This is a genomic window from Burkholderia sp. HI4860 (assembly GCF_002223045.2).
Classification (GTDB): domain Bacteria; phylum Pseudomonadota; class Gammaproteobacteria; order Burkholderiales; family Burkholderiaceae; genus Burkholderia.
The window spans coordinates 3,281,859-3,298,653 of the sequence record NZ_NKFO02000003.1; the positions used below are offsets into that span (position 1 = coordinate 3,281,859).

Annotated in this window: 17 protein-coding genes; 13 read left to right on the forward strand and 4 right to left on the reverse strand. The window is 65.5% G+C overall.

Annotation, left to right across the window (positions count from 1 at the left end; translation table 11 throughout):
- Positions 1–13: 13 nt before the first annotated feature.
- The 8 genes from bamA (at position 14) to CFB34_RS30650 (ending at position 8,018) form a co-directional block, all read left to right on the forward strand.
- Positions 14–2,323 (forward strand): outer membrane protein assembly factor BamA, encoded by a 2,310-nt coding sequence (gene bamA / locus CFB34_RS30615; RefSeq protein ID WP_089440436.1) that lies wholly within the window; start codon positions 14–16, stop codon positions 2,321–2,323.
- Positions 2,324–2,387: 64 nt separating this feature from the next.
- Entirely contained in the window at positions 2,388–2,885 is a 498-nt protein-coding gene (locus CFB34_RS30620) for an OmpH family outer membrane protein (RefSeq protein ID WP_011352452.1), read from the forward strand.
- A 16-nt stretch (positions 2,886–2,901) separates the two neighbouring features.
- Positions 2,902–3,981 carry a UDP-3-O-(3-hydroxymyristoyl)glucosamine N-acyltransferase gene (gene lpxD, locus CFB34_RS30625; RefSeq protein WP_089440435.1) on the forward strand — a complete coding sequence of 360 codons (1,080 nt, stop codon included), beginning with the start codon at positions 2,902–2,904 and terminating at the stop codon, positions 3,979–3,981.
- A 129-nt stretch (positions 3,982–4,110) separates the two neighbouring features.
- Positions 4,111–4,578 carry a 3-hydroxyacyl-ACP dehydratase FabZ gene (fabZ, locus tag CFB34_RS30630; RefSeq protein ID WP_011352450.1) on the forward strand — a complete coding sequence of 156 codons (468 nt, stop codon included), beginning with the start codon at positions 4,111–4,113 and terminating at the stop codon, positions 4,576–4,578.
- Positions 4,579–4,636: 58 nt separating this feature from the next.
- Positions 4,637–5,425: an acyl-ACP--UDP-N-acetylglucosamine O-acyltransferase gene (gene lpxA / locus CFB34_RS30635; protein WP_089440434.1), complete on the forward strand. Its 789-nt coding sequence runs from the start codon at positions 4,637–4,639 to the stop codon at positions 5,423–5,425.
- Positions 5,426–5,428: 3 nt separating this feature from the next.
- On the forward strand, positions 5,429–6,598 hold the full coding sequence (lpxB, locus tag CFB34_RS30640; RefSeq protein WP_089440433.1) for a lipid-A-disaccharide synthase: 1,170 nt from the start codon (positions 5,429–5,431) through the stop codon (positions 6,596–6,598).
- Positions 6,595–7,239: a ribonuclease HII gene (gene rnhB / locus CFB34_RS30645; protein WP_089440432.1), complete on the forward strand. Its 645-nt coding sequence runs from the start codon at positions 6,595–6,597 to the stop codon at positions 7,237–7,239. The genes lpxB and rnhB overlap by 4 nt, the downstream gene beginning before the upstream one ends.
- Positions 7,236–8,018, forward strand: coding sequence for an RNA methyltransferase (locus CFB34_RS30650; RefSeq protein ID WP_089440431.1), 783 nt, complete (start codon positions 7,236–7,238; stop codon positions 8,016–8,018). The genes rnhB and CFB34_RS30650 overlap by 4 nt, the downstream gene beginning before the upstream one ends.
- A gap of 96 nt (positions 8,019–8,114) precedes the next feature.
- Here CFB34_RS30650 and CFB34_RS30655 read toward each other — a convergent pair whose 3' ends face one another.
- Entirely contained in the window at positions 8,115–8,930 is an 816-nt protein-coding gene (locus tag CFB34_RS30655; protein WP_011352445.1) for a pyruvate, water dikinase regulatory protein, read from the reverse strand.
- Between the two features lie 376 nt (positions 8,931–9,306).
- On the opposite strand from CFB34_RS30655, the gene ppsA reads away from it, so the two are divergent.
- The 3 genes from ppsA (at position 9,307) to CFB34_RS30670 (ending at position 13,362) form a co-directional block, all read left to right on the forward strand.
- Positions 9,307–11,706 (forward strand): phosphoenolpyruvate synthase, encoded by a 2,400-nt coding sequence (ppsA, locus tag CFB34_RS30660; RefSeq protein ID WP_089440430.1) that lies wholly within the window; start codon positions 9,307–9,309, stop codon positions 11,704–11,706.
- Positions 11,707–11,958: 252 nt separating this feature from the next.
- Positions 11,959–12,393 (forward strand): NfeD family protein, encoded by a 435-nt coding sequence (locus CFB34_RS30665; RefSeq protein ID WP_089440429.1) that lies wholly within the window; start codon positions 11,959–11,961, stop codon positions 12,391–12,393.
- Positions 12,394–12,426: 33 nt separating this feature from the next.
- A complete protein-coding gene (locus CFB34_RS30670) occupies positions 12,427–13,362 on the forward strand; it encodes an SPFH domain-containing protein (RefSeq protein ID WP_039342757.1) in 936 nt (311 codons plus the stop codon).
- A 240-nt stretch (positions 13,363–13,602) separates the two neighbouring features.
- On the opposite strand, the gene smpB is transcribed toward CFB34_RS30670, so the two are convergent.
- A complete protein-coding gene (gene smpB / locus CFB34_RS30675; protein ID WP_089440428.1) occupies positions 13,603–14,049 on the reverse strand; it encodes an SsrA-binding protein SmpB in 447 nt (148 codons plus the stop codon).
- A gap of 98 nt (positions 14,050–14,147) precedes the next feature.
- Between smpB and CFB34_RS30680 the strand changes: the two genes are divergently transcribed.
- The gene (locus CFB34_RS30680) at positions 14,148–14,585 is read left to right on the forward strand and encodes a type II toxin-antitoxin system RatA family toxin (protein WP_034188832.1); all 438 of its coding nucleotides are present in this window, start codon (positions 14,148–14,150) and stop codon (positions 14,583–14,585) included.
- 4 nt (positions 14,586–14,589) lie between these two features.
- The gene (locus CFB34_RS30685) at positions 14,590–14,913 is read left to right on the forward strand and encodes an RnfH family protein (protein ID WP_089440427.1); all 324 of its coding nucleotides are present in this window, start codon (positions 14,590–14,592) and stop codon (positions 14,911–14,913) included.
- A 54-nt stretch (positions 14,914–14,967) separates the two neighbouring features.
- On the opposite strand, the gene CFB34_RS30690 is transcribed toward CFB34_RS30685, so the two are convergent.
- Positions 14,968–15,951, reverse strand: coding sequence for a DMT family transporter (locus CFB34_RS30690; protein ID WP_089440426.1), 984 nt, complete (start codon positions 15,949–15,951; stop codon positions 14,968–14,970).
- A 136-nt stretch (positions 15,952–16,087) separates the two neighbouring features.
- Complete coding sequence (locus CFB34_RS30695; RefSeq protein WP_089440637.1) at positions 16,088–16,774, reverse strand: glutamine cyclotransferase; 687 nt, start codon at positions 16,772–16,774, stop codon at positions 16,088–16,090.
- Positions 16,775–16,795 lie beyond the last annotated feature (21 nt).

The window sequence follows — 16,795 nt, forward strand, 5'->3', positions numbered from 1 at the left end:
ATATTGGGGATGCATGTTGTTCAAACCTCATCGCTTTGTACCTAAGACAGTTGCAGCGGCCGCGCTCGCCGCGCACGGCCTCGCGGCCCATGCAGCGGCACCGTTCGTGGTGCAAGACATCAAGATCGAGGGGCTGCAGCGCGTCGAAGCGGGTTCGGTGTTCGCCTACCTGCCGATCAAGCAGGGCGATACCTTCACGGACGACAAGGCATCCGAAGCAATCCGCGCGCTGTACGCGACGGGCTTCTTCAACGACGTACGCATCGCCACGCAGGGCAACGTCGTGATCGTGCAGGTACAGGAGCGTCCGGCCATCGCGTCGATCGACTTCACCGGCACGAAGGAATTCGACAAGGACAACCTGACGAAGGCGCTGCGCGCAGTCGGCCTCGCCGACGGCCGTTACTACGACAAGGCGCTCGTCGACAAGGCGGAGCAGGAACTCAAGCGCCAGTACCTCACGCGCGGCTTCTACGCGGCCGAGGTCAAGACGACGATCACGCCGGTCGACGCGAACCGCGTGTCGATCCTGTTCGCGGTGGCCGAAGGCCCGAGCGCGAAGATCCGCCAGATCAACTTCATCGGCAACAAGGCATTCAGCACCAGCACGCTGCGCGACGAAATGCAGCTGTCGACGCCGAACTGGTTCTCCTGGTACACGAAGAACGACCTGTACTCGAAGGAAAAGCTCACCGGCGACCTCGAGGCGGTGCGCTCGTACTACCTGAACCGCGGCTATCTCGAGTTCAACATCGATTCGACCCAGGTGTCGATCTCGCCCGACAAGAAGGACATGTACCTGACGGTCACGCTGCACGAAGGCGAGCCGTACACGGTATCGGGCATCAAGCTGTCGGGCAACCTGCTCGATCGCGAAGCCGAACTCAACAAGCTGATCAAGATCAAGCCGGGCGATCGCTTCTCGGCCGAAAAACTGCAACAGACCACCAAGTCGATCGTCGACAAGCTCGGCGAGTACGGCTACGCATTCGCGACCGTCAACGCGCAGCCGGACATCGATCAGGCGAACCACAAGGTGAACCTGAACCTCGTCGTCGATCCGAGCCGCCGCGTGTATGTGCGCCGCATCAACGTCGTCGGCAACACGCGCACACGCGACGAAGTGGTGCGCCGCGAAATGCGCCAGCTCGAAAGCTCGTGGTTCGATTCGAACCGCCTCGCGCTGTCGAAGGATCGCGTGAACCGTCTCGGCTACTTCACCAACGTCGACGTGACGACGCTGCCGGTCGAAGGCACGAACGACCAGGTCGACGTGAACGTGAAGGTCGACGAAAAGCCGACCGGCGCGATCACGCTGGGCGCCGGCTTCTCGTCGACGGACAAGGTCGTGCTGTCGGCGGGCGTGTCGCAGGACAACGTGTTCGGTTCGGGTACCAGCCTGTCGGTGAACGTCAACACCGCGAAGAGCTACCGTACGCTGACCGTCACGCAGGTCGACCCGTACTTCACGGTCGACGGCATCAAGCGGATCACGGACGTCTACTATCGCACGTACCAGCCGCTCTACTATTCGACGAGCTCGAGCTTCCGGATCATCAGCGCGGGCGGCAACCTGAAGTTCGGCATTCCGTTCTCGGAAGTCGACACCGTCTACTTCGGCGCGGGCTTCGAGCAGAACCGCCTCGACGTCGATTCGAACACGCCGCAGAGCTACCAGGATTACGTGAACCAGTTCGGCCGCGTGTCCAACACGGTGCCGCTGACGGTCGCGTGGTCGCGCGACGCGCGTGACAGCGCGCTGATTCCGAGCCGCGGCTACTTCACGCAGGCGAACATGGAGTACGGCGTGCCGGTCGGCAAGATCCAGTACTACAAGGCCGACCTGCAGGCCCAGTACTACTATTCGTTCTCGCGCGGCTTCATCCTGGGCCTGAACCTGCAAGGCGGCTACGGTAACGGTATCGGCAACCCGTACCCGATCTTCAAGAACTACTACGCGGGCGGTATCGGCTCCGTGCGTGGCTACGAGCCGAGCTCGCTGGGCCCGCGCGACACGAAGACCAACGACCCGATCGGCGGTTCGAAGATGGTCGTCGGCAACATCGAGCTGACGTTCCCGCTGCCGGGCACGGGCTACGACCGCACGCTGCGCGTGTTCACGTTCCTCGACGGCGGTAACGTGTGGGGCAACGCGCCGGGCGGCACGAGTACGGGCGCCAACGGCCTGCGTTACGGCTACGGTGTGGGTCTCGCGTGGATCTCGCCGATCGGCCCGCTGAAGCTGAGCCTCGGGTTCCCGCTGCAGAAGCACGAAGGCGACCAGTACCAGAAATTCCAGTTCCAGATCGGGACGGCGTTCTGATCGAACGCATGACAACAGCAACGAGAGGGTAATTTTGCTAACCGGTAAGTTTTCGAAACGAGTGATGTGCGCGCTGACCGTTGCGCTGGCCTTGGGCGCGGCAACGGTGCACGCACAGGACGTCGCCCGCATCGCGGCGGTCAATTCGGATCGGATCCTGCGCGAGTCGGTGCCCGCGAAGGCGGCGCAGACGAAGCTCGAAGCCGAGTTCGCGAAGCGCGACAAGGATCTGCAGGATCTGGCGGCGCGCCTGAAGTCGATGTCCGATTCGCTGGACAAGAACGGCGCGTCGCTGTCGGCGGCCGACCGCGCGCAGAAGCAGCGTGATCTCGCCCAGCTCGACACCGACTTCCAGCGCAAGCAGCGCGAGTTCCGCGAAGACCTGAACCAGCGCCGCAACGAGGAGCTGGCGGCCGTGCTCGAGCGGGCGAACAAGGTCATCAAGCAGATCGCCGAGCAGCAGAATTACGACCTGATCGTGCAGGAAGCCGTGTACGTCAGCCCGCGCATCGACATCACCGACAAGGTGCTCAAGGCGCTCGCGTCCGGCTCGACGAACTGAACGGAGCAGACGACGAATGGCATTGACGCTTGAGGAACTCGTAAAGCGGTTCGGCGGCGAGATCGCCGGCGACGCACAGTGCAAGGTGGGCGGGCTCGCACCGCTCGACCAGGCAGGCCCGCAGCAACTCGCGTTCCTCGCGAATCCGAAGTACCTGTCGCAGGTCGAGTCGACCCGCGCCGGCGCGGTGCTGATCGCGCCGAAGGATCTGGAAAAGCTGGGCGCGGCCGCAAGCGGTCGCAACTTCATCGTGACGCCGAATCCGTACGCGTACTTCGCGCGCGTCGCGCAGATGTTCATCGACCTGGCCACGCCGCAGCGCGCCGCCGGCGTGCATCCGAGCGCGACGATCGATCCGGCCGCGCAGGTCGCCGCGACTGCGGTGATCGGCCCGCATGTGACGGTCGAGGCCGGTGCGGTGATCGAAGATGGCGTGCAGCTCGATGCGAACGTGTTCATCGGCCGCGGCACGACGATCGGCGCGGGCTCGCACCTGTATCCGAACGCGTCGGTGTACCACGGCTGCAAGGTCGGCCCGCGCGCGATCATTCATGCGGGCGCCGTGATCGGCTCCGACGGCTTCGGCTTCGCGCCGGATTTCGTCGGCGACGGCGATGCGCGCACCGGCAGCTGGGTCAAGATCCCGCAGGTCGGGGGTGTCACGATCGGCCCGGACGTCGAGATCGGCGCGAACACGACGATCGATCGCGGCGCGATGGCGGACACCGTCATCGAGGAATGCGTGAAGATCGACAACCAGGTGCAGATCGGCCACAACTGCCGGATCGGCGCCTACACGGTGATCGCCGGCAGCGCCGGGATCGCGGGCAGCACGACGATCGGCCGCCACTGCATGATCGGCGGCGCGGCCGGGATCGCCGGCCACGTGACGCTCGGCGACTATGTCATCATCACCGCGAAGTCGGGCGTATCGAAGTCGCTGCCGAAGGCCGGCATCTATACCAGCGCGTTCCCGGCCGTCGACCACGGCGAGTGGAACAAGAGCGCCGCGCTCGTGCGCAACCTCGACAAGCTGCGCGAGCGCATCAAGGCGCTCGAAGCCGCGCTCGCCGCCCAGGGCGGCACGGACGCCTGAGCGCATCATGCGAGACCTCGAACCGGGCACGGCCAGCGCAACCGGCCCGGTTTGCCAGACTGGGCCGCACGCCGGCCCGCTTCAGCCTTTGCATCACCACCGCGCAGCCTCTGCGTGAGACGAACCATCATGAGCACTGAAAAAATCAATCTCGACATCCACAAGATCCTCACGCTGCTGCCGCATCGCTACCCGATTCTGCTCGTCGATCGCGTGCTCGAACTCGAACCGCACAAGGGCATCAAAGCGCTGAAGAACGTGTCGATCAACGAGCCGTACTTCCAGGGGCATTTCCCGAAGCGGCCGGTGATGCCGGGCGTGCTGATCCTCGAAGCGCTCGCGCAGGCCGCGGCGCTGCTGACCTTCTCGGAAGAGCAGCCGAAGGATCCGGAGAACACGCTGTACTACTTCGTCGGGATCGACGGCGCGCGCTTCAAGCGTCCGGTCGAGCCGGGCGACCAACTGATTCTGAACGTGACGTTCGAACGCTACATCCGCGGCATCTGGAAGTTCAAGGCGGTGGCGGAAGTGGACGGCAAGGTGGCGGCGGAAGCCGAACTGATGTGCACGGTCAAGACGACCGACGTGGCGCCCTGAGCGACGCGGCACGGACAGGCAACGCAACGCGACACATCACATCGAGAGGCAACGGCGCATGACCAGGATTCATCCCACCGCGATTGTCGAACCGGGCGCGCAGATCGACGAATCGGTCGAGATCGGCCCGTACGCGATCGTTGGTCCGCACGTCACGATCGGCGCGCGTACGACGATCGGCTCGCACAGCGTGATCGAAGGCCATACGACGCTCGGCGAGGACAACCGCATCGGCCATTACGCGTCGGTCGGTGGTCGTCCGCAGGACATGAAGTACAAGGACGAGCCGACGAAGCTCGTGATCGGCAGCCGCAACACAATCCGCGAATTCACGACGATCCACACGGGCACCGTGCAGGACGGCGGCGTGACGACGCTCGGTGACGACAACTGGATCATGGCCTATGTGCACATCGGTCACGACTGCACCGTCGGCAACCACGTGATCCTGTCGAGCAACGCCCAGATGGCCGGCCACGTCGAAATCGGCGACTGGGCGATCGTCGGCGGGATGTCGGGCGTCCACCAGTTCGTGCGCATCGGCGCGCACTCGATGCTGGGCGGCGCATCGGCGCTCGTGCAGGACATTCCGCCGTTCGTGATCGCGGCAGGCAACAAGGCCGAGCCGCACGGGATCAACGTCGAAGGGCTGCGCCGGCGCGGTTTCTCGCCCGACGCGATCTCCGCGCTGCGCAGCGCGTACCGCCTGCTGTACAAGAACGGCCTGTCGCTCGAGGAGGCGAAAGTGCAGTTGCGCGAACTGGCGGCGGCGGGCGGCGAGGGCGACGCACCCGTGAAGGCGCTCGTCGAGTTCATCGACGCGTCGCAACGCGGCATCATCCGCTAAGCGATGCCGCTTCCGACCACTCAGCTCCGGCTCGCGATGGTGGCCGGCGAACCGTCGGGCGACCTGCTCGGCGCGTCGCTGCTCGGCGGGCTGCGCGAGCGGCTGCCCGAATCGGCCCAGTACTACGGGATCGGCGGGCCGCGCATGATCGCGCAGGGCTTCGACTCGCACTGGCAGATGGACAAGCTGACCGTGCGCGGCTATGTCGAGGCGCTGGGCCAGATTCCCGAGATCCTGCGGATTCGCGGCGAGCTGAAGCGCCAGTTGCTCGCCGAGCGGCCGGACGCGTTCATCGGCGTCGATGCGCCCGATTTCAACTTCAGCGTCGAACAGGCGGCGCGCGACGCGGGCATCCCGTCGATCCACTTCGTATGCCCGTCGATCTGGGCGTGGCGCGGCGGCCGGATCAAGAAGATCGCGAAGTCCGTCGATCACATGCTGTGCCTGTTCCCGTTCGAACCGGCGATTCTCGACAAGGCAGGCGTTGCGTCGACCTACGTCGGCCATCCGCTCGCCGACGAGATTCCGCTCGAGCCGGACACGCACGGCGCGCGCATCGCGCTCGGACTGCCGGCCGACGGCCCGGTGATCGCCGTGTTGCCGGGCAGCCGGCGCTCGGAAATCGCACTGATCGGCCCGACCTTCTTCGCGGCGATGGCGCTGATGCAGCAGCGCGAGCCCGGCGTACGGTTCGTGATGCCGGCGGCCACGCCCGCGCTGCGTGCGCTGCTGCAGCCGCTCGTCGACGCGCATCCGCAGCTCGCGCTGACGATCACCGACGGCCGCTCGCAGGTCGCGATGACGGCTGCCGACGCGATCCTCGTGAAGAGCGGCACGGTCACGCTGGAAGCCGCGCTGCTGAAGAAGCCGATGGTGATCTCGTACAAGGTGCCCTGGCTGACCGGGCAGATCATGCGCCGGCAGGGTTACCTGCCGTACGTCGGCTTGCCGAACATCCTGGCGGGGCGTTTCGTCGTGCCCGAGCTGCTGCAGCATTTCGCGACGCCCGAGGCGCTCGCCGATGCGACGCTCACGCAGCTGCGCGACGATGCGAACCGCCGTACGCTGACCGAAGTCTTTACCGAAATGCATCTTTCGCTGCGGCAGAACACGGCCGCGAAGGCGGCCGAAGCGGTTGTGCGCGTGCTCGAACAACGCAAGGGGCGCGCATGACCGCAGTACGTGCACCACGCCGCCGCGCGTCGAGCGACGTGCAGGGCGGTTTCGATTTCAGCCGTCCCGACGAGATCGTCTGCGGTGTCGACGAAGCGGGCCGCGGCCCGCTCGCGGGGCCGGTGGTGGCCGCCGCGGTGATCCTCGATCCGGCGCAGCCGATCGTCGGGCTCGACGATTCGAAGGCGTTGTCCGCGAAGAAGCGCGATGCGCTGTACGAGCTGATCGTCGCGCGCTCGCTGTCGTATTGCGTCGCGTCGGCGAGCGTCGACGAGATCGACACGCTGAACATCCTGCACGCGACGATGCTCGCGATGAAGCGGGCGGTTGAAGGCCTGTCGGTCCTGCCGACGCTCGCGCAGATCGACGGCAACCGCTGCCCGACGCTGACCGTGCGCGCCGAGGCGATCGTCAGCGGCGACGCGCTCGTGCCGAGCATCTCGGCCGCGTCGATCCTCGCGAAGGTCACCCGTGACCGCATGCTCGTCGACCTGCACGAACGCTTCCCGGTGTACGGCTTCAACGTGCATGCGGGCTACGGCACCGTGAAACACCTTGCCGCGCTGCGCGAGCACGGCCCGTGCGAAGCGCATCGGCGCTCGTTCGCGCCGGTTCGTGCGGCACTCGACCTGATTCGATGAAAAGCATCACTTCCCGCGACAACCCGCTGTACAAGCGCCTGAAGGCGCTCGCGGGTTCGACGTCCCATCAGCGCCGCGGCGGCCAGGCGCTGCTCGAAGGATTCCATCTCGCGAGCGCATACCTCGATACGGGCGCGACGCCCGAGCTGTGCGTCACGACCGAAGGCGCACTCGGCCACGCGGAGGCCCAGGCGATCGTCGCACGCATCGATGCGCAACGGATCGTCACGCTGCCCGATGCGCTGTTCGGGCAGTTGTCGAACGTCGTCAACGGCGTCGGCTTCCTGCTGCTCGTCGACCGGCCGGCGCAGCCGCTGCCGGCGCGCGTGACGCAGTCGTCGGTCGTGCTCGATGGCGTGCAGGACGCCGGCAACGTCGGTTCGATCCTGCGCAGCGCGGCGGCCGCAGGCGTGCGTCACGTGTTCTGTGCACCGGGCACCGCGTATGCGTGGTCGTCGAAGGTGCTGCGATCGGGCATGGGCGCGCATTTCCTGCTGTCGATCCACGAGGACGTCGAAGCCGGCGCGCTCGCCGAGCGCCTCGCCGTGCCGGTGGCGCTGACCGACTCGCACGGCGCGCAGGTAGTCTATGACTGCGACCTGTCGGGGCCGGTTGCCTGGGTGTTCGGCAACGAGGGGGCCGGCGTGTCGGCGTTCTGGCGCGACGCGGCCACGCATCGCGTGACGATCCCGCAACCGGGCGGGATGGAGTCGCTGAACGTCGCGGCCGCGGCTGCGGTCTGCCTGTTCGAGCAGGTGCGTCAACAGCGGCGTGCGTGACGCCACACGCGTGATCGCTCAACACCATGAAAAAGGCCGCGTTCGACGCGGCCTTTTCGTTTCCAGTGGCGACCAGGCGGCCGCCAGCGCTCCGGCTTAGTACGACTGCCGGTCGAGGCGGATTTCCTGCAGGATCGTCGTCGCGATTTCCTCGATCGACTTGTGCGTCGACGACAGCCACTTGATCCCCTCGCGGCGCATCATCGCTTCGGCTTCGTTGATCTCGTAGCGGCAGTTCTCGGGCGCCGCGTATTTGCTGCCCGGCCGGCGCTCGTTACGGATCTCGGACAGGCGCTGCGGGTCGATCGACAGCCCGAACAGCTTCTCGCTGTACGCGGCGAGCGCCGACGGCAGCTTGCCGCGCTCGAAATCTTCCGGAATCAGCGGATAGTTGGCCGCCTTCACGCCGTACTGCATCGCGAGATACAGGCTCGTCGGCGTCTTGCCGCTGCGCGACACGCCGACGAGGATCACGTCGGCTTCCGACAGGTTGCGGTTCGACTGGCCGTCGTCGTGCGCGAGCGAGAAGTTGATCGCCTCGATCCGGGTCTTGTATTCCTCGGTGTCCGCATTCTGGTGGCCGCGGCCCATCGCGTGGCTCGACTTGAGCTCCAGTTCCTGCTCGAGCGGTTCGACGAAGCGCTGGAACATGTCGAGTACGAGTGCGTTCGAGCGCTTGACGATGTCGTTCGACTCGCTGTCGACGAGCGTCGTGAACACGATCGCGCGGCGGCCGTCGTGCACGGCGGCCTCGTTGATCTTCTCGACGGTCGCATAGGCCTTGTCGAGCGAGTCGACGAACGGCACGCGCACGAGACGGAATTTCTGGTCGAACTGGGAGAGGATCGAATGCGCGAAGGTTTCGGCAGTGATCCCGGTGCCGTCGGAGACGATGAATACGGTAGGCAGCATGAATCTGGGCGTCGAGCGTGAAGGGCGGTTGCGCGGGCGGCTGGAGGTTCGCCTCCAGACGCAGTGACAAGGTCGCGCCACATCCGGCAGCCGGCACGGTAGAATAGCGGCAACCTGTTGGATAAGCAATTGCGGGGGCAGGGCGCGAACGGCGCCCCAGGCTTCGCCGATCGATTCCAAAATTCCCGGCAAGTTTGGCGATTTGTCTGAAAATATCGCTCTTCTGCCGGGATTTTTGCAAATCGGGTCGGAAGATCATCCGCCGCTGCGATTGTTTCTCCAACAGGTTGCGCAAGACGCGCCGCGCCTTTTTGCAAGCGCTCGCGTCCAAGCCCACTTGCGCAATCGAGCATTTTTTTCACACTTAGGGGCTTGTATGACTAACGCAGCAAACGTCGCAAAGGACCAGGCGTATGTAATTCCGTTCGAGCAGTTGCGGATGACCGATGTGGAGATCGTCGGCGGCAAGAATGCGTCGCTGGGCGAAATGATCAGCCAGCTTTCCGAGGCAGGCGTTCGCGTACCCACCGGTTTCGCCACGACCGCGCTCGCGTTCCGCGATTTCCTCAAGCACAACGACCTTACCGACCGCATCGCCAAGCGTCTCGAGTCGCTCGACATCGACGACGTGAAGGCGCTCGCCGAAGCAGGCGCCGAAATCCGCAAGTGGATCGTCGAGGCGCCGATGCAGGCACGTCTCGAGCAGGAAATCCGTGAGCAGTTCGAAGCCCTGAAGAACAGCTCGCCGGGCGAGCTGTCGTTCGCCGTGCGTTCGTCCGCGACCGCGGAAGACCTGCCCGACGCTTCGTTCGCCGGCCAGCAGGAGTCGTACCTGAACGTCGTCGGCATCGACGACGTGCTCGACCGCATGAAGCACGTGTTCGCGTCGCTGTACAACGACCGCGCGATCTCGTATCGCGTGCACAAGGGCTTCACGCACGCGGAAGTCGCGCTGTCGGCCGGCGTGCAGCGCATGGTCCGCTCGGACGTTGGCGCGGCAGGCGTGATGTTCACGATCGACACCGAATCGGGCTTCAAGGACGCCGTGTTCATCACGTCGAGCTACGGCCTGGGCGAAACCGTCGTGCAGGGCGCGGTGAACCCGGACGAGTTCTATGTGTTCAAGACGACGCTCGCACAGGACAAGTACCCGATCATCCGCCGCTCGATCGGCTCGAAGCTGATCAAGATGGAATTCACGCAGCCGGGCGAGCCGGGTCGCGTGAAGACGGTCGACGTGCCGCACGAGCAGCGCAACCGCTACTCGATCACCGACGAAGACGTGATCGAGCTGGCGAAGTACGCGGTCATCATCGAAAAGCACTACCAGCGTCCGATGGACATCGAGTGGGGCAAGGACGGCCGCGACGGCAAGATCTTCATCCTGCAGGCACGCCCGGAAACCGTGAAGAGCCAGGCGAGCGGCAAAGCCGAGCAGCGCTTCAAGCTGAAGGGGCAGTCGCAGGTGCTGGCAACGGGCCGCGCGATCGGCCAGAAGATCGGTGCGGGCCCCGTGCGCGTGATCCAGGATCCGTCGGAAATGGAACGCGTGCAGCCGGGCGACGTGCTGGTGGCCGACATGACCGACCCGAACTGGGAGCCGGTGATGAAGCGTGCAGCCGCGATCGTCACGAACCGTGGCGGCCGGACCTGCCACGCGGCGATCATCGCGCGTGAACTCGGCGTGCCGGCAGTCGTCGGCTGCGGCGACGCGACCGACATCCTGAAGGACGGCGCGCTCGTCACCGTGTCGTGCGCGGAAGGCGACGAGGGCAAGATCTACGACGGCCTGCTCGAGACGGAAGTCACGGAAGTGCAGCGCGGCGAACTGCCGGAAATCCCGGTCAAGATCATGATGAACGTCGGCAACCCGCAGCTCGCGTTCGACTTCTCGCAACTGCCGAACGGCGGCGTGGGTCTCGCGCGTCTCGAGTTCATCATCAACAACAACATCGGCGTTCACCCGAAGGCGATCCTCGAGTACCCGAACATCGACCAGGACCTGAAGAAGGCCGTCGAGAGCGTCGCGCGCGGTCACGCATCGCCGCGTCAGTTCTACGTCGACAAGCTGACGGAAGGTGTCGCGACGATCGCGGCGGCGTTCTATCCGAAGCCCGTGATCGTGCGTCTGTCCGACTTCAAGTCGAACGAGTACAAGAAGCTGATCGGCGGTTCGCGTTACGAGCCGGACGAGGAAAACCCGATGCTGGGCTTCCGCGGCGCGTCGCGTTACATCGCCGAAGACTTCGCGCAGGCGTTCGAGATGGAGTGCCGTGCACTGAAGCGCGTGCGCGACGAGATGGGCCTGACCAACGTCGAGATCATGGTGCCGTTCGTGCGTACCGTGAAGCAGGCGGAGCGCGTCGTCGGCCTGCTCGAGAAGTTCGGCCTGAAGCGTGGCGAAAATGGCCTGCGCCTTGTGATGATGTGCGAAGTCCCGACCAACGCGATCCTCGCCGAAGACTTCCTGCAGTTCTTCGACGGCTTCTCGATCGGCTCGAACGACCTCACGCAGCTCACGCTCGGCCTCGACCGCGATTCGGGCATGGAACTGCTGGCTGTCGACTTCGACGAACGCGACCCGGCCGTCAAGTTCCTGCTGAAGCGCGCGATCGATACCTGCCGCAAGATGGGCAAGTACGTCGGCATCTGCGGCCAGGGCCCGTCCGATCACCCGGACTTCGCGCAATGGCTGACGGACGAAGGCATCGTATCGATCTCGCTGAACCCCGACACGATCATCGATACGTGGCAGGCACTCGCCAACCGGAAGTAACGGTCGGTAACGTGCCATCGACGAAGGAGCGGCGCTGCCGCTCCTTCAGTGAAGGCAAATTGCAAGGTTCATGCTATAAACACCCCGGTAGCCACCGGGGTGTTTTTGTTTGTCGGTACGAACCGGGCTGCCCGAGCCTGTCGACCGCACGGCCGGGAGCCACGAACAAATCGATCCGGAACAGCGCTTCAGCGCGTATTCTGGTTCCATGCCACGCAAGTAAGCGCGGGAGATGTTTTTCGGGAGACCACAATGATGTCGGGGCATCTGTTCTGGTGGGTCGCGGTGGGCGTGCTGGTCGTGGCCGAGTTGCTGACGGGCACGTTCTACCTGCTGATGATCGCGCTCGGCTTTCTCGCGGGCGGGCTGCTGCAGCTGGCCGGTTTCGCGCCGCACGTGCAGTTCGGTGCGGCGGCCGTGGTCGCGATCGTCGCGATGGTCGTGTTGCGGCGTTCGGGGCTCGGCCGCAAGCAGAAGCGCGACACGTCGACGAATCCCGACGTCAATCTCGATATCGGGGCGACCGTCACGGTCGACGCGTGGCGTGATCGCCGCGCGCGCGTGCAGTATCGCGGCGCCGACTGGGACGTCGAGCTCGAGAACGGCGAGCGCGACGATGCGCACGTGTACCAGGTGAGTGCCGTGCGCGGCAATTGTCTCGTGGTCGTGGCGAAACCCGCGGGCTGATCGTCCGCCGATACAACAAGGAGGGAATATTTCATGGATTCGCTGATCATCTGGGTTGTCCTGCTCGTCATCGCGATCGTGATCGTGTCGAAGACGGTGAAGATCGTGCCGCAGCAGCATGCGTGGGTGCTCGAACGCTTCGGGCGCTATCATGCGACGCTGTCGCCCGGCCTGAACATCGTGCTGCCGTTCGTCGATCGCATCGCATACCGGCACGTGCTGAAGGAAATCCCGCTCGACGTGCCGAGCCAGGTCTGTATCACGCGCGACAACACGCAGCTGCAGGTCGACGGCGTGCTGTATTTCCAGGTGACCGATCCGATGAAGGCGTCGTACGGGTCGAGCAACTTCGTGCTCGCGATCACGCAGCTCGCGCAAACGACGTTGCGCTCGGTGGTCGGCAAGCTCGAACTCGACAAGACGTTCGAGGAGCGCGACTTCATCAACCACAACATCGTGTCGGCGCTCGATCAGGCCGCGGCGAACTGGGGGGTGAAGGTCCTGCGCTACGAGATCAAGGACCTGACGCCGCCGAAGGAAATCCTGCACGCGATGCAGGCGCAGATCACCGCGGAACGTGAAAAGCGTGCGCTGATCGCCGCATCCGAAGGCCGCAAGCAGGAGCAGATCAACCTCGCGTCGGGCGCGCGCGAGGCGGCGATCCAGAAATCCGAAGGCGAGCGGCAGGCTGCGATCAACCAGGCGCAGGGCGAGGCCGCCGCGATCCTGGCGGTGGCCGAGGCGAACGCGCAGGCGATCCAGAAGATCGCGAACGCGATGCAATCGCAGGGCGGGATGGACGCGGTGAACCTGAAGGTAGCCGAGCAGTATGTCAGCGCATTCTCGAATCTCGCGAAGCAGGGCAACACGCTGATCGTGCCGGCGAACCTGTCGGATCTCGGCACGGCGATCTCGTCGGCGCTGACGATCGTCAAGAGCGCGGGGGCCGCGTCGGGCGGGAAGGCCTGAGTCCGGATTGGCGCGGTGCGCCGGCGGCCGCCGCATGTGATCGGTGTGCGGCGAATCGTCGCGCGGCCGGAGGCGGGTGATGCCCGTGCGGTGCCGTCGTCGGCACCTTTCTTCGGCCGAAACCGGCGGCGTGGCGTGCCTGGGATCGCTCTTGTCCCTGGCGTGCCCGATTCACCAGATACCCAAGCAACACGGCCCGCTTCGAGCGGGCCGTGTCGTATGTGATGCGTGTCGCGCGGGTCAGGTGCCGGCGCGCATGATGCGTGCCTTTTCGCGTTCCCAGTCGCGCTTCTTCTCGGTTTCGCGCTTGTCGTGCAGCTTCTTGCCCTTCGCGAGCGCGATGTCGCACTTCACGCGACCGCCCTTGTAGTGGAAGTTCAACGGCACGAGCGTGTAGCCGCGCTGCTCGACCTTGCCGATCAGTTTCTTGATTTCCTCGCGGTGCAGCAGCAGCTTGCGCGTGCGAACCGGGTCGGGCGTGATGTGGGTCGAAGCCTCGGGCAGCGGGCTGATATGGGTACCGATCAGGAAGATCTCGGCGTGCTTGATCACGACGTAACCTTCCTTGATCTGGCCGCGCCCGGCGCGCAGCGCCTTGACTTCCCAGCCCTCGAGCACGAGCCCCGCCTCGTAGCGTTCCTCGATGTGATAATCGAAGTGCGCTTTCCTGTTGTCGATGATGCTCATGAAAGGATCGGGCCAACTCGTTTAAAATCACGATTTTAGCAAAGCGGGGCGGGAATCGCCCGGCTTGCGTTCTCACTTTGAGCGATGCCGCGCGATTTATGGCAGATGTCCAGAAAACCGTATTGATCCGTCATTCGGCGGAACAGATGTTCGACCTCGTCACCGACGTGGCCGACTACCCCAATTTCCTGCCCTGGTGCGGCGGTGTCGAGATTCGCCGTCAGGACGAGAGCGGGATGGAAGCGCGCATCGACATCAACTTCAAGGGCATCAAGCAGCATTTCGCGACGCGCAACACGCAGCAGCGCCCGACGCGGATCGACATGGAGTTCACGGACGGCCCGTTCAAGAAGTTCACGGGCTCGTGGCGCTTCACGGCCCTGCGCGCCGATGCCTGCAAGATCGAATTCGCGCTGCACTACGAGTTCTCGAGCATCCTGCTCGAGAAGATCATCGGGCCCGTGTTCAGCCATATCGCGAACACGTTCGTCGATTCGTTCGTGAAGCGCGCCGACCAGCGCTACGGGAAGGGGTGACGCGATGCTGTCGATCGAAGTCTGCTACGCGCTGCCGGATCGCCAGACGCTGATTCCGCTGTCGCTGCCCGACGGGGCGACCGTTCGTTCGGCGATCGATGCGAGCGGCGTGCTCGCGCTGCACCCGGAAATCGATCTCGCGAACGCGAAGACGGGCGTGTACGGCAAGCTGGCGCCGCTCGACGCACCGCTCGCCGACCACGACCGCGTCGAGATCTACCGCCCGTTGATCGTCGATCCGAAGCTCGCGCGCCAGCGGCGCGTCGACAAGTCGCGCCGCGCCGGCTCCATCGAGGGCCGCAAGTGGATGCACAAGGACGCGCGCTGACGCGGGTCGGTTCGCGGCTTCAGGCCCGATTCGTTTGATCGAACGCCGCGGCGCTCAGTGGGCCGCGGCGTTCGCGTTTGCGGGAGCGCTTCCCGACGTATCGCTGCCGGCGGGCGTGTCGCCGTGCTGCCGCACCGATCCGTAGACACCCGCGAGCAGCAGCATCAGCGCGGCGATCTCGAGTGCATGCGGCATCCGCTGGTCGTACACGAACGCGTAAAGCATCGCGAACACGGTTTCGAACACGATCAGCTGGCCCGACAGCGTGAGCGGCAGCCGCTTCGACGCGGCATTCCACAGCCCGTTGCCGAGCCACGATGCGCCGATCGCGAGCACCAGGTTCAGCAGCCAGAACAGCTGCCAGCGCGACGCCGGCACCGACGCCTGCACGGTGCCGGCCGGCAGCGCGACGATCGCGATCCAGACGAGCCCGCCGATCAGGCCCGTCACGACACCCCACAGCACCGACCACTCGTTGCCGCCGAAATGATGATGGCGCTGCAGATAGCGTGCGTTCGCGACCGCATACCAGGTCCAGCTCGCGAGCGCGCCGGCCGCGCAGGCGATGCCCGCGAGCTTCTGGCCGAGCGTCGTCGCATGCGCGGCCTCGGACGTGAACAGGTCGACGTTGATGCAGACGATGCCCGCGATCACCAGCGCAAGCGGGGCGGCGAGCCGCCGCAGCGGCACGGCGCCGTGGTCGCCGAGGCCCGCGAGCGTGACCGTGACGGGCAGCACGCCGACGATCAGCGAACTGGGCGCGATGCCGATCAGGTGCACGGCGCCGGACAGCAGCATGTAGTACGCGACGTTGCCGACGACGGCGAGCCTGACCAGCGCGACGAGATCCTCGCGGGTCAGCCGCGCGAGCAGCGAGCGGGCGGCTGGCAGCGCGGCCGCCAGCGACACGAGGCCGTACATCGCGTAGCGACCGGCGCTCAGCAGCAGCGGCGAGAAGTCGGTCAGCAGCCGAGGAACGAGAAACACCATGCCCCACAGGGCACCTGCCAAAACACCATAGACCACACCGCGTCGCATCGACCGCTCCGAACACATGACTGACGAGCGCGCAGCTTAGCGATGCGGCCGCCACGTCGTCTTGTTCATTCCTGCACTCGGCGCACGGCGGAGCGCGGGCGTGCCGCGCCCGGGAGCGATCACGGCAGGCTGCTGATCATTCGTCAGCCGAATCGGACGAGGCGCCCGCTTTGTTGCCCGACGCCCCGGCCCGCGCGGGCCGACGTACGGCGCGCAACGTGCCGCTGTTGCCGCCGCCGCAGTAGAAGCGGTCGTGGCCGTCGGATTCGAGCCCCGATACGCCGACGCCTGCCGGCATGTCGATCTGCTCGAGCACCTGGCCGGTGCGCGGATCGATGTGCCGCAGGTCGGCCTGGTCGGCTTCCCAGGTGCCGTGCCACAGCTCGCCGTCGACCCACGTCACGCCGGTGACGAAGCGGTTCGATTCGATCGTGCGCAGCACGGCGCCCGTTTGCGGATCCACCTGGTGAATCTTGCGTTCGCGGTACTGGCCGACCCACTGCGCGCCTTCGGCCCAGGCCAGCCCGGAATCGCCGCCGTTGCCGGGCGCGGGGATCGTCGCGAGCACGCGGCCGGATTCGGGATCGATCTTCTCGATGCGGTCCTCGACGATCTGGTACAGGTGGCGGCCGTCGAACGCCGTGCCCGCATGCGCGGCGACGTCGAGCGAGCGGACGGTCGTGCCGCGTTCCGGGTCGAGCGCATTCAGCTTGTCGCCGGACGCGTACCACACGTACTGCCCGTCGTACGTGACGCCGTGTACGCCGTCGACGCCCGGAAACGGGCCGTATTCGCGAAGGATGTCTGCTCGGGAGCGTTTCATGTTCGTCACCTCGTCGTTCGA

What these genes read in the sequence shown, in the direction of transcription:
- bamA (WP_089440436.1), top strand. Translation starts at nt 14, where the DNA reads ATGTTGTTCAAACCTCATCGCTTTGTACCTAAGACAGTTGCAGCGGCC.
- CFB34_RS30620 (WP_011352452.1), top strand. Translation starts at nt 2,388, where the DNA reads ATGTGCGCGCTGACCGTTGCGCTGGCCTTGGGCGCGGCAACGGTGCAC.
- lpxD (WP_089440435.1), top strand. Translation starts at nt 2,902, where the DNA reads ATGGCATTGACGCTTGAGGAACTCGTAAAGCGGTTCGGCGGCGAGATC.
- fabZ (WP_011352450.1), top strand. Translation starts at nt 4,111, where the DNA reads ATGAGCACTGAAAAAATCAATCTCGACATCCACAAGATCCTCACGCTG.
- lpxA (WP_089440434.1), top strand. Translation starts at nt 4,637, where the DNA reads ATGACCAGGATTCATCCCACCGCGATTGTCGAACCGGGCGCGCAGATC.
- lpxB (WP_089440433.1), top strand. Translation starts at nt 5,429, where the DNA reads ATGCCGCTTCCGACCACTCAGCTCCGGCTCGCGATGGTGGCCGGCGAA.
- rnhB (WP_089440432.1), top strand. Translation starts at nt 6,595, where the DNA reads ATGACCGCAGTACGTGCACCACGCCGCCGCGCGTCGAGCGACGTGCAG.
- CFB34_RS30650 (WP_089440431.1), top strand. Translation starts at nt 7,236, where the DNA reads ATGAAAAGCATCACTTCCCGCGACAACCCGCTGTACAAGCGCCTGAAG.
- CFB34_RS30655 (WP_011352445.1), bottom strand. Translation starts at nt 8,930, where the DNA reads ATGCTGCCTACCGTATTCATCGTCTCCGACGGCACCGGGATCACTGCC.
- ppsA (WP_089440430.1), top strand. Translation starts at nt 9,307, where the DNA reads ATGACTAACGCAGCAAACGTCGCAAAGGACCAGGCGTATGTAATTCCG.
- CFB34_RS30665 (WP_089440429.1), top strand. Translation starts at nt 11,959, where the DNA reads ATGATGTCGGGGCATCTGTTCTGGTGGGTCGCGGTGGGCGTGCTGGTC.
- CFB34_RS30670 (WP_039342757.1), top strand. Translation starts at nt 12,427, where the DNA reads ATGGATTCGCTGATCATCTGGGTTGTCCTGCTCGTCATCGCGATCGTG.
- smpB (WP_089440428.1), bottom strand. Translation starts at nt 14,049, where the DNA reads ATGAGCATCATCGACAACAGGAAAGCGCACTTCGATTATCACATCGAG.
- CFB34_RS30680 (WP_034188832.1), top strand. Translation starts at nt 14,148, where the DNA reads ATGGCAGATGTCCAGAAAACCGTATTGATCCGTCATTCGGCGGAACAG.
- CFB34_RS30685 (WP_089440427.1), top strand. Translation starts at nt 14,590, where the DNA reads ATGCTGTCGATCGAAGTCTGCTACGCGCTGCCGGATCGCCAGACGCTG.
- CFB34_RS30690 (WP_089440426.1), bottom strand. Translation starts at nt 15,951, where the DNA reads ATGCGACGCGGTGTGGTCTATGGTGTTTTGGCAGGTGCCCTGTGGGGC.
- CFB34_RS30695 (WP_089440637.1), bottom strand. Translation starts at nt 16,774, where the DNA reads ATGAAACGCTCCCGAGCAGACATCCTTCGCGAATACGGCCCGTTTCCG.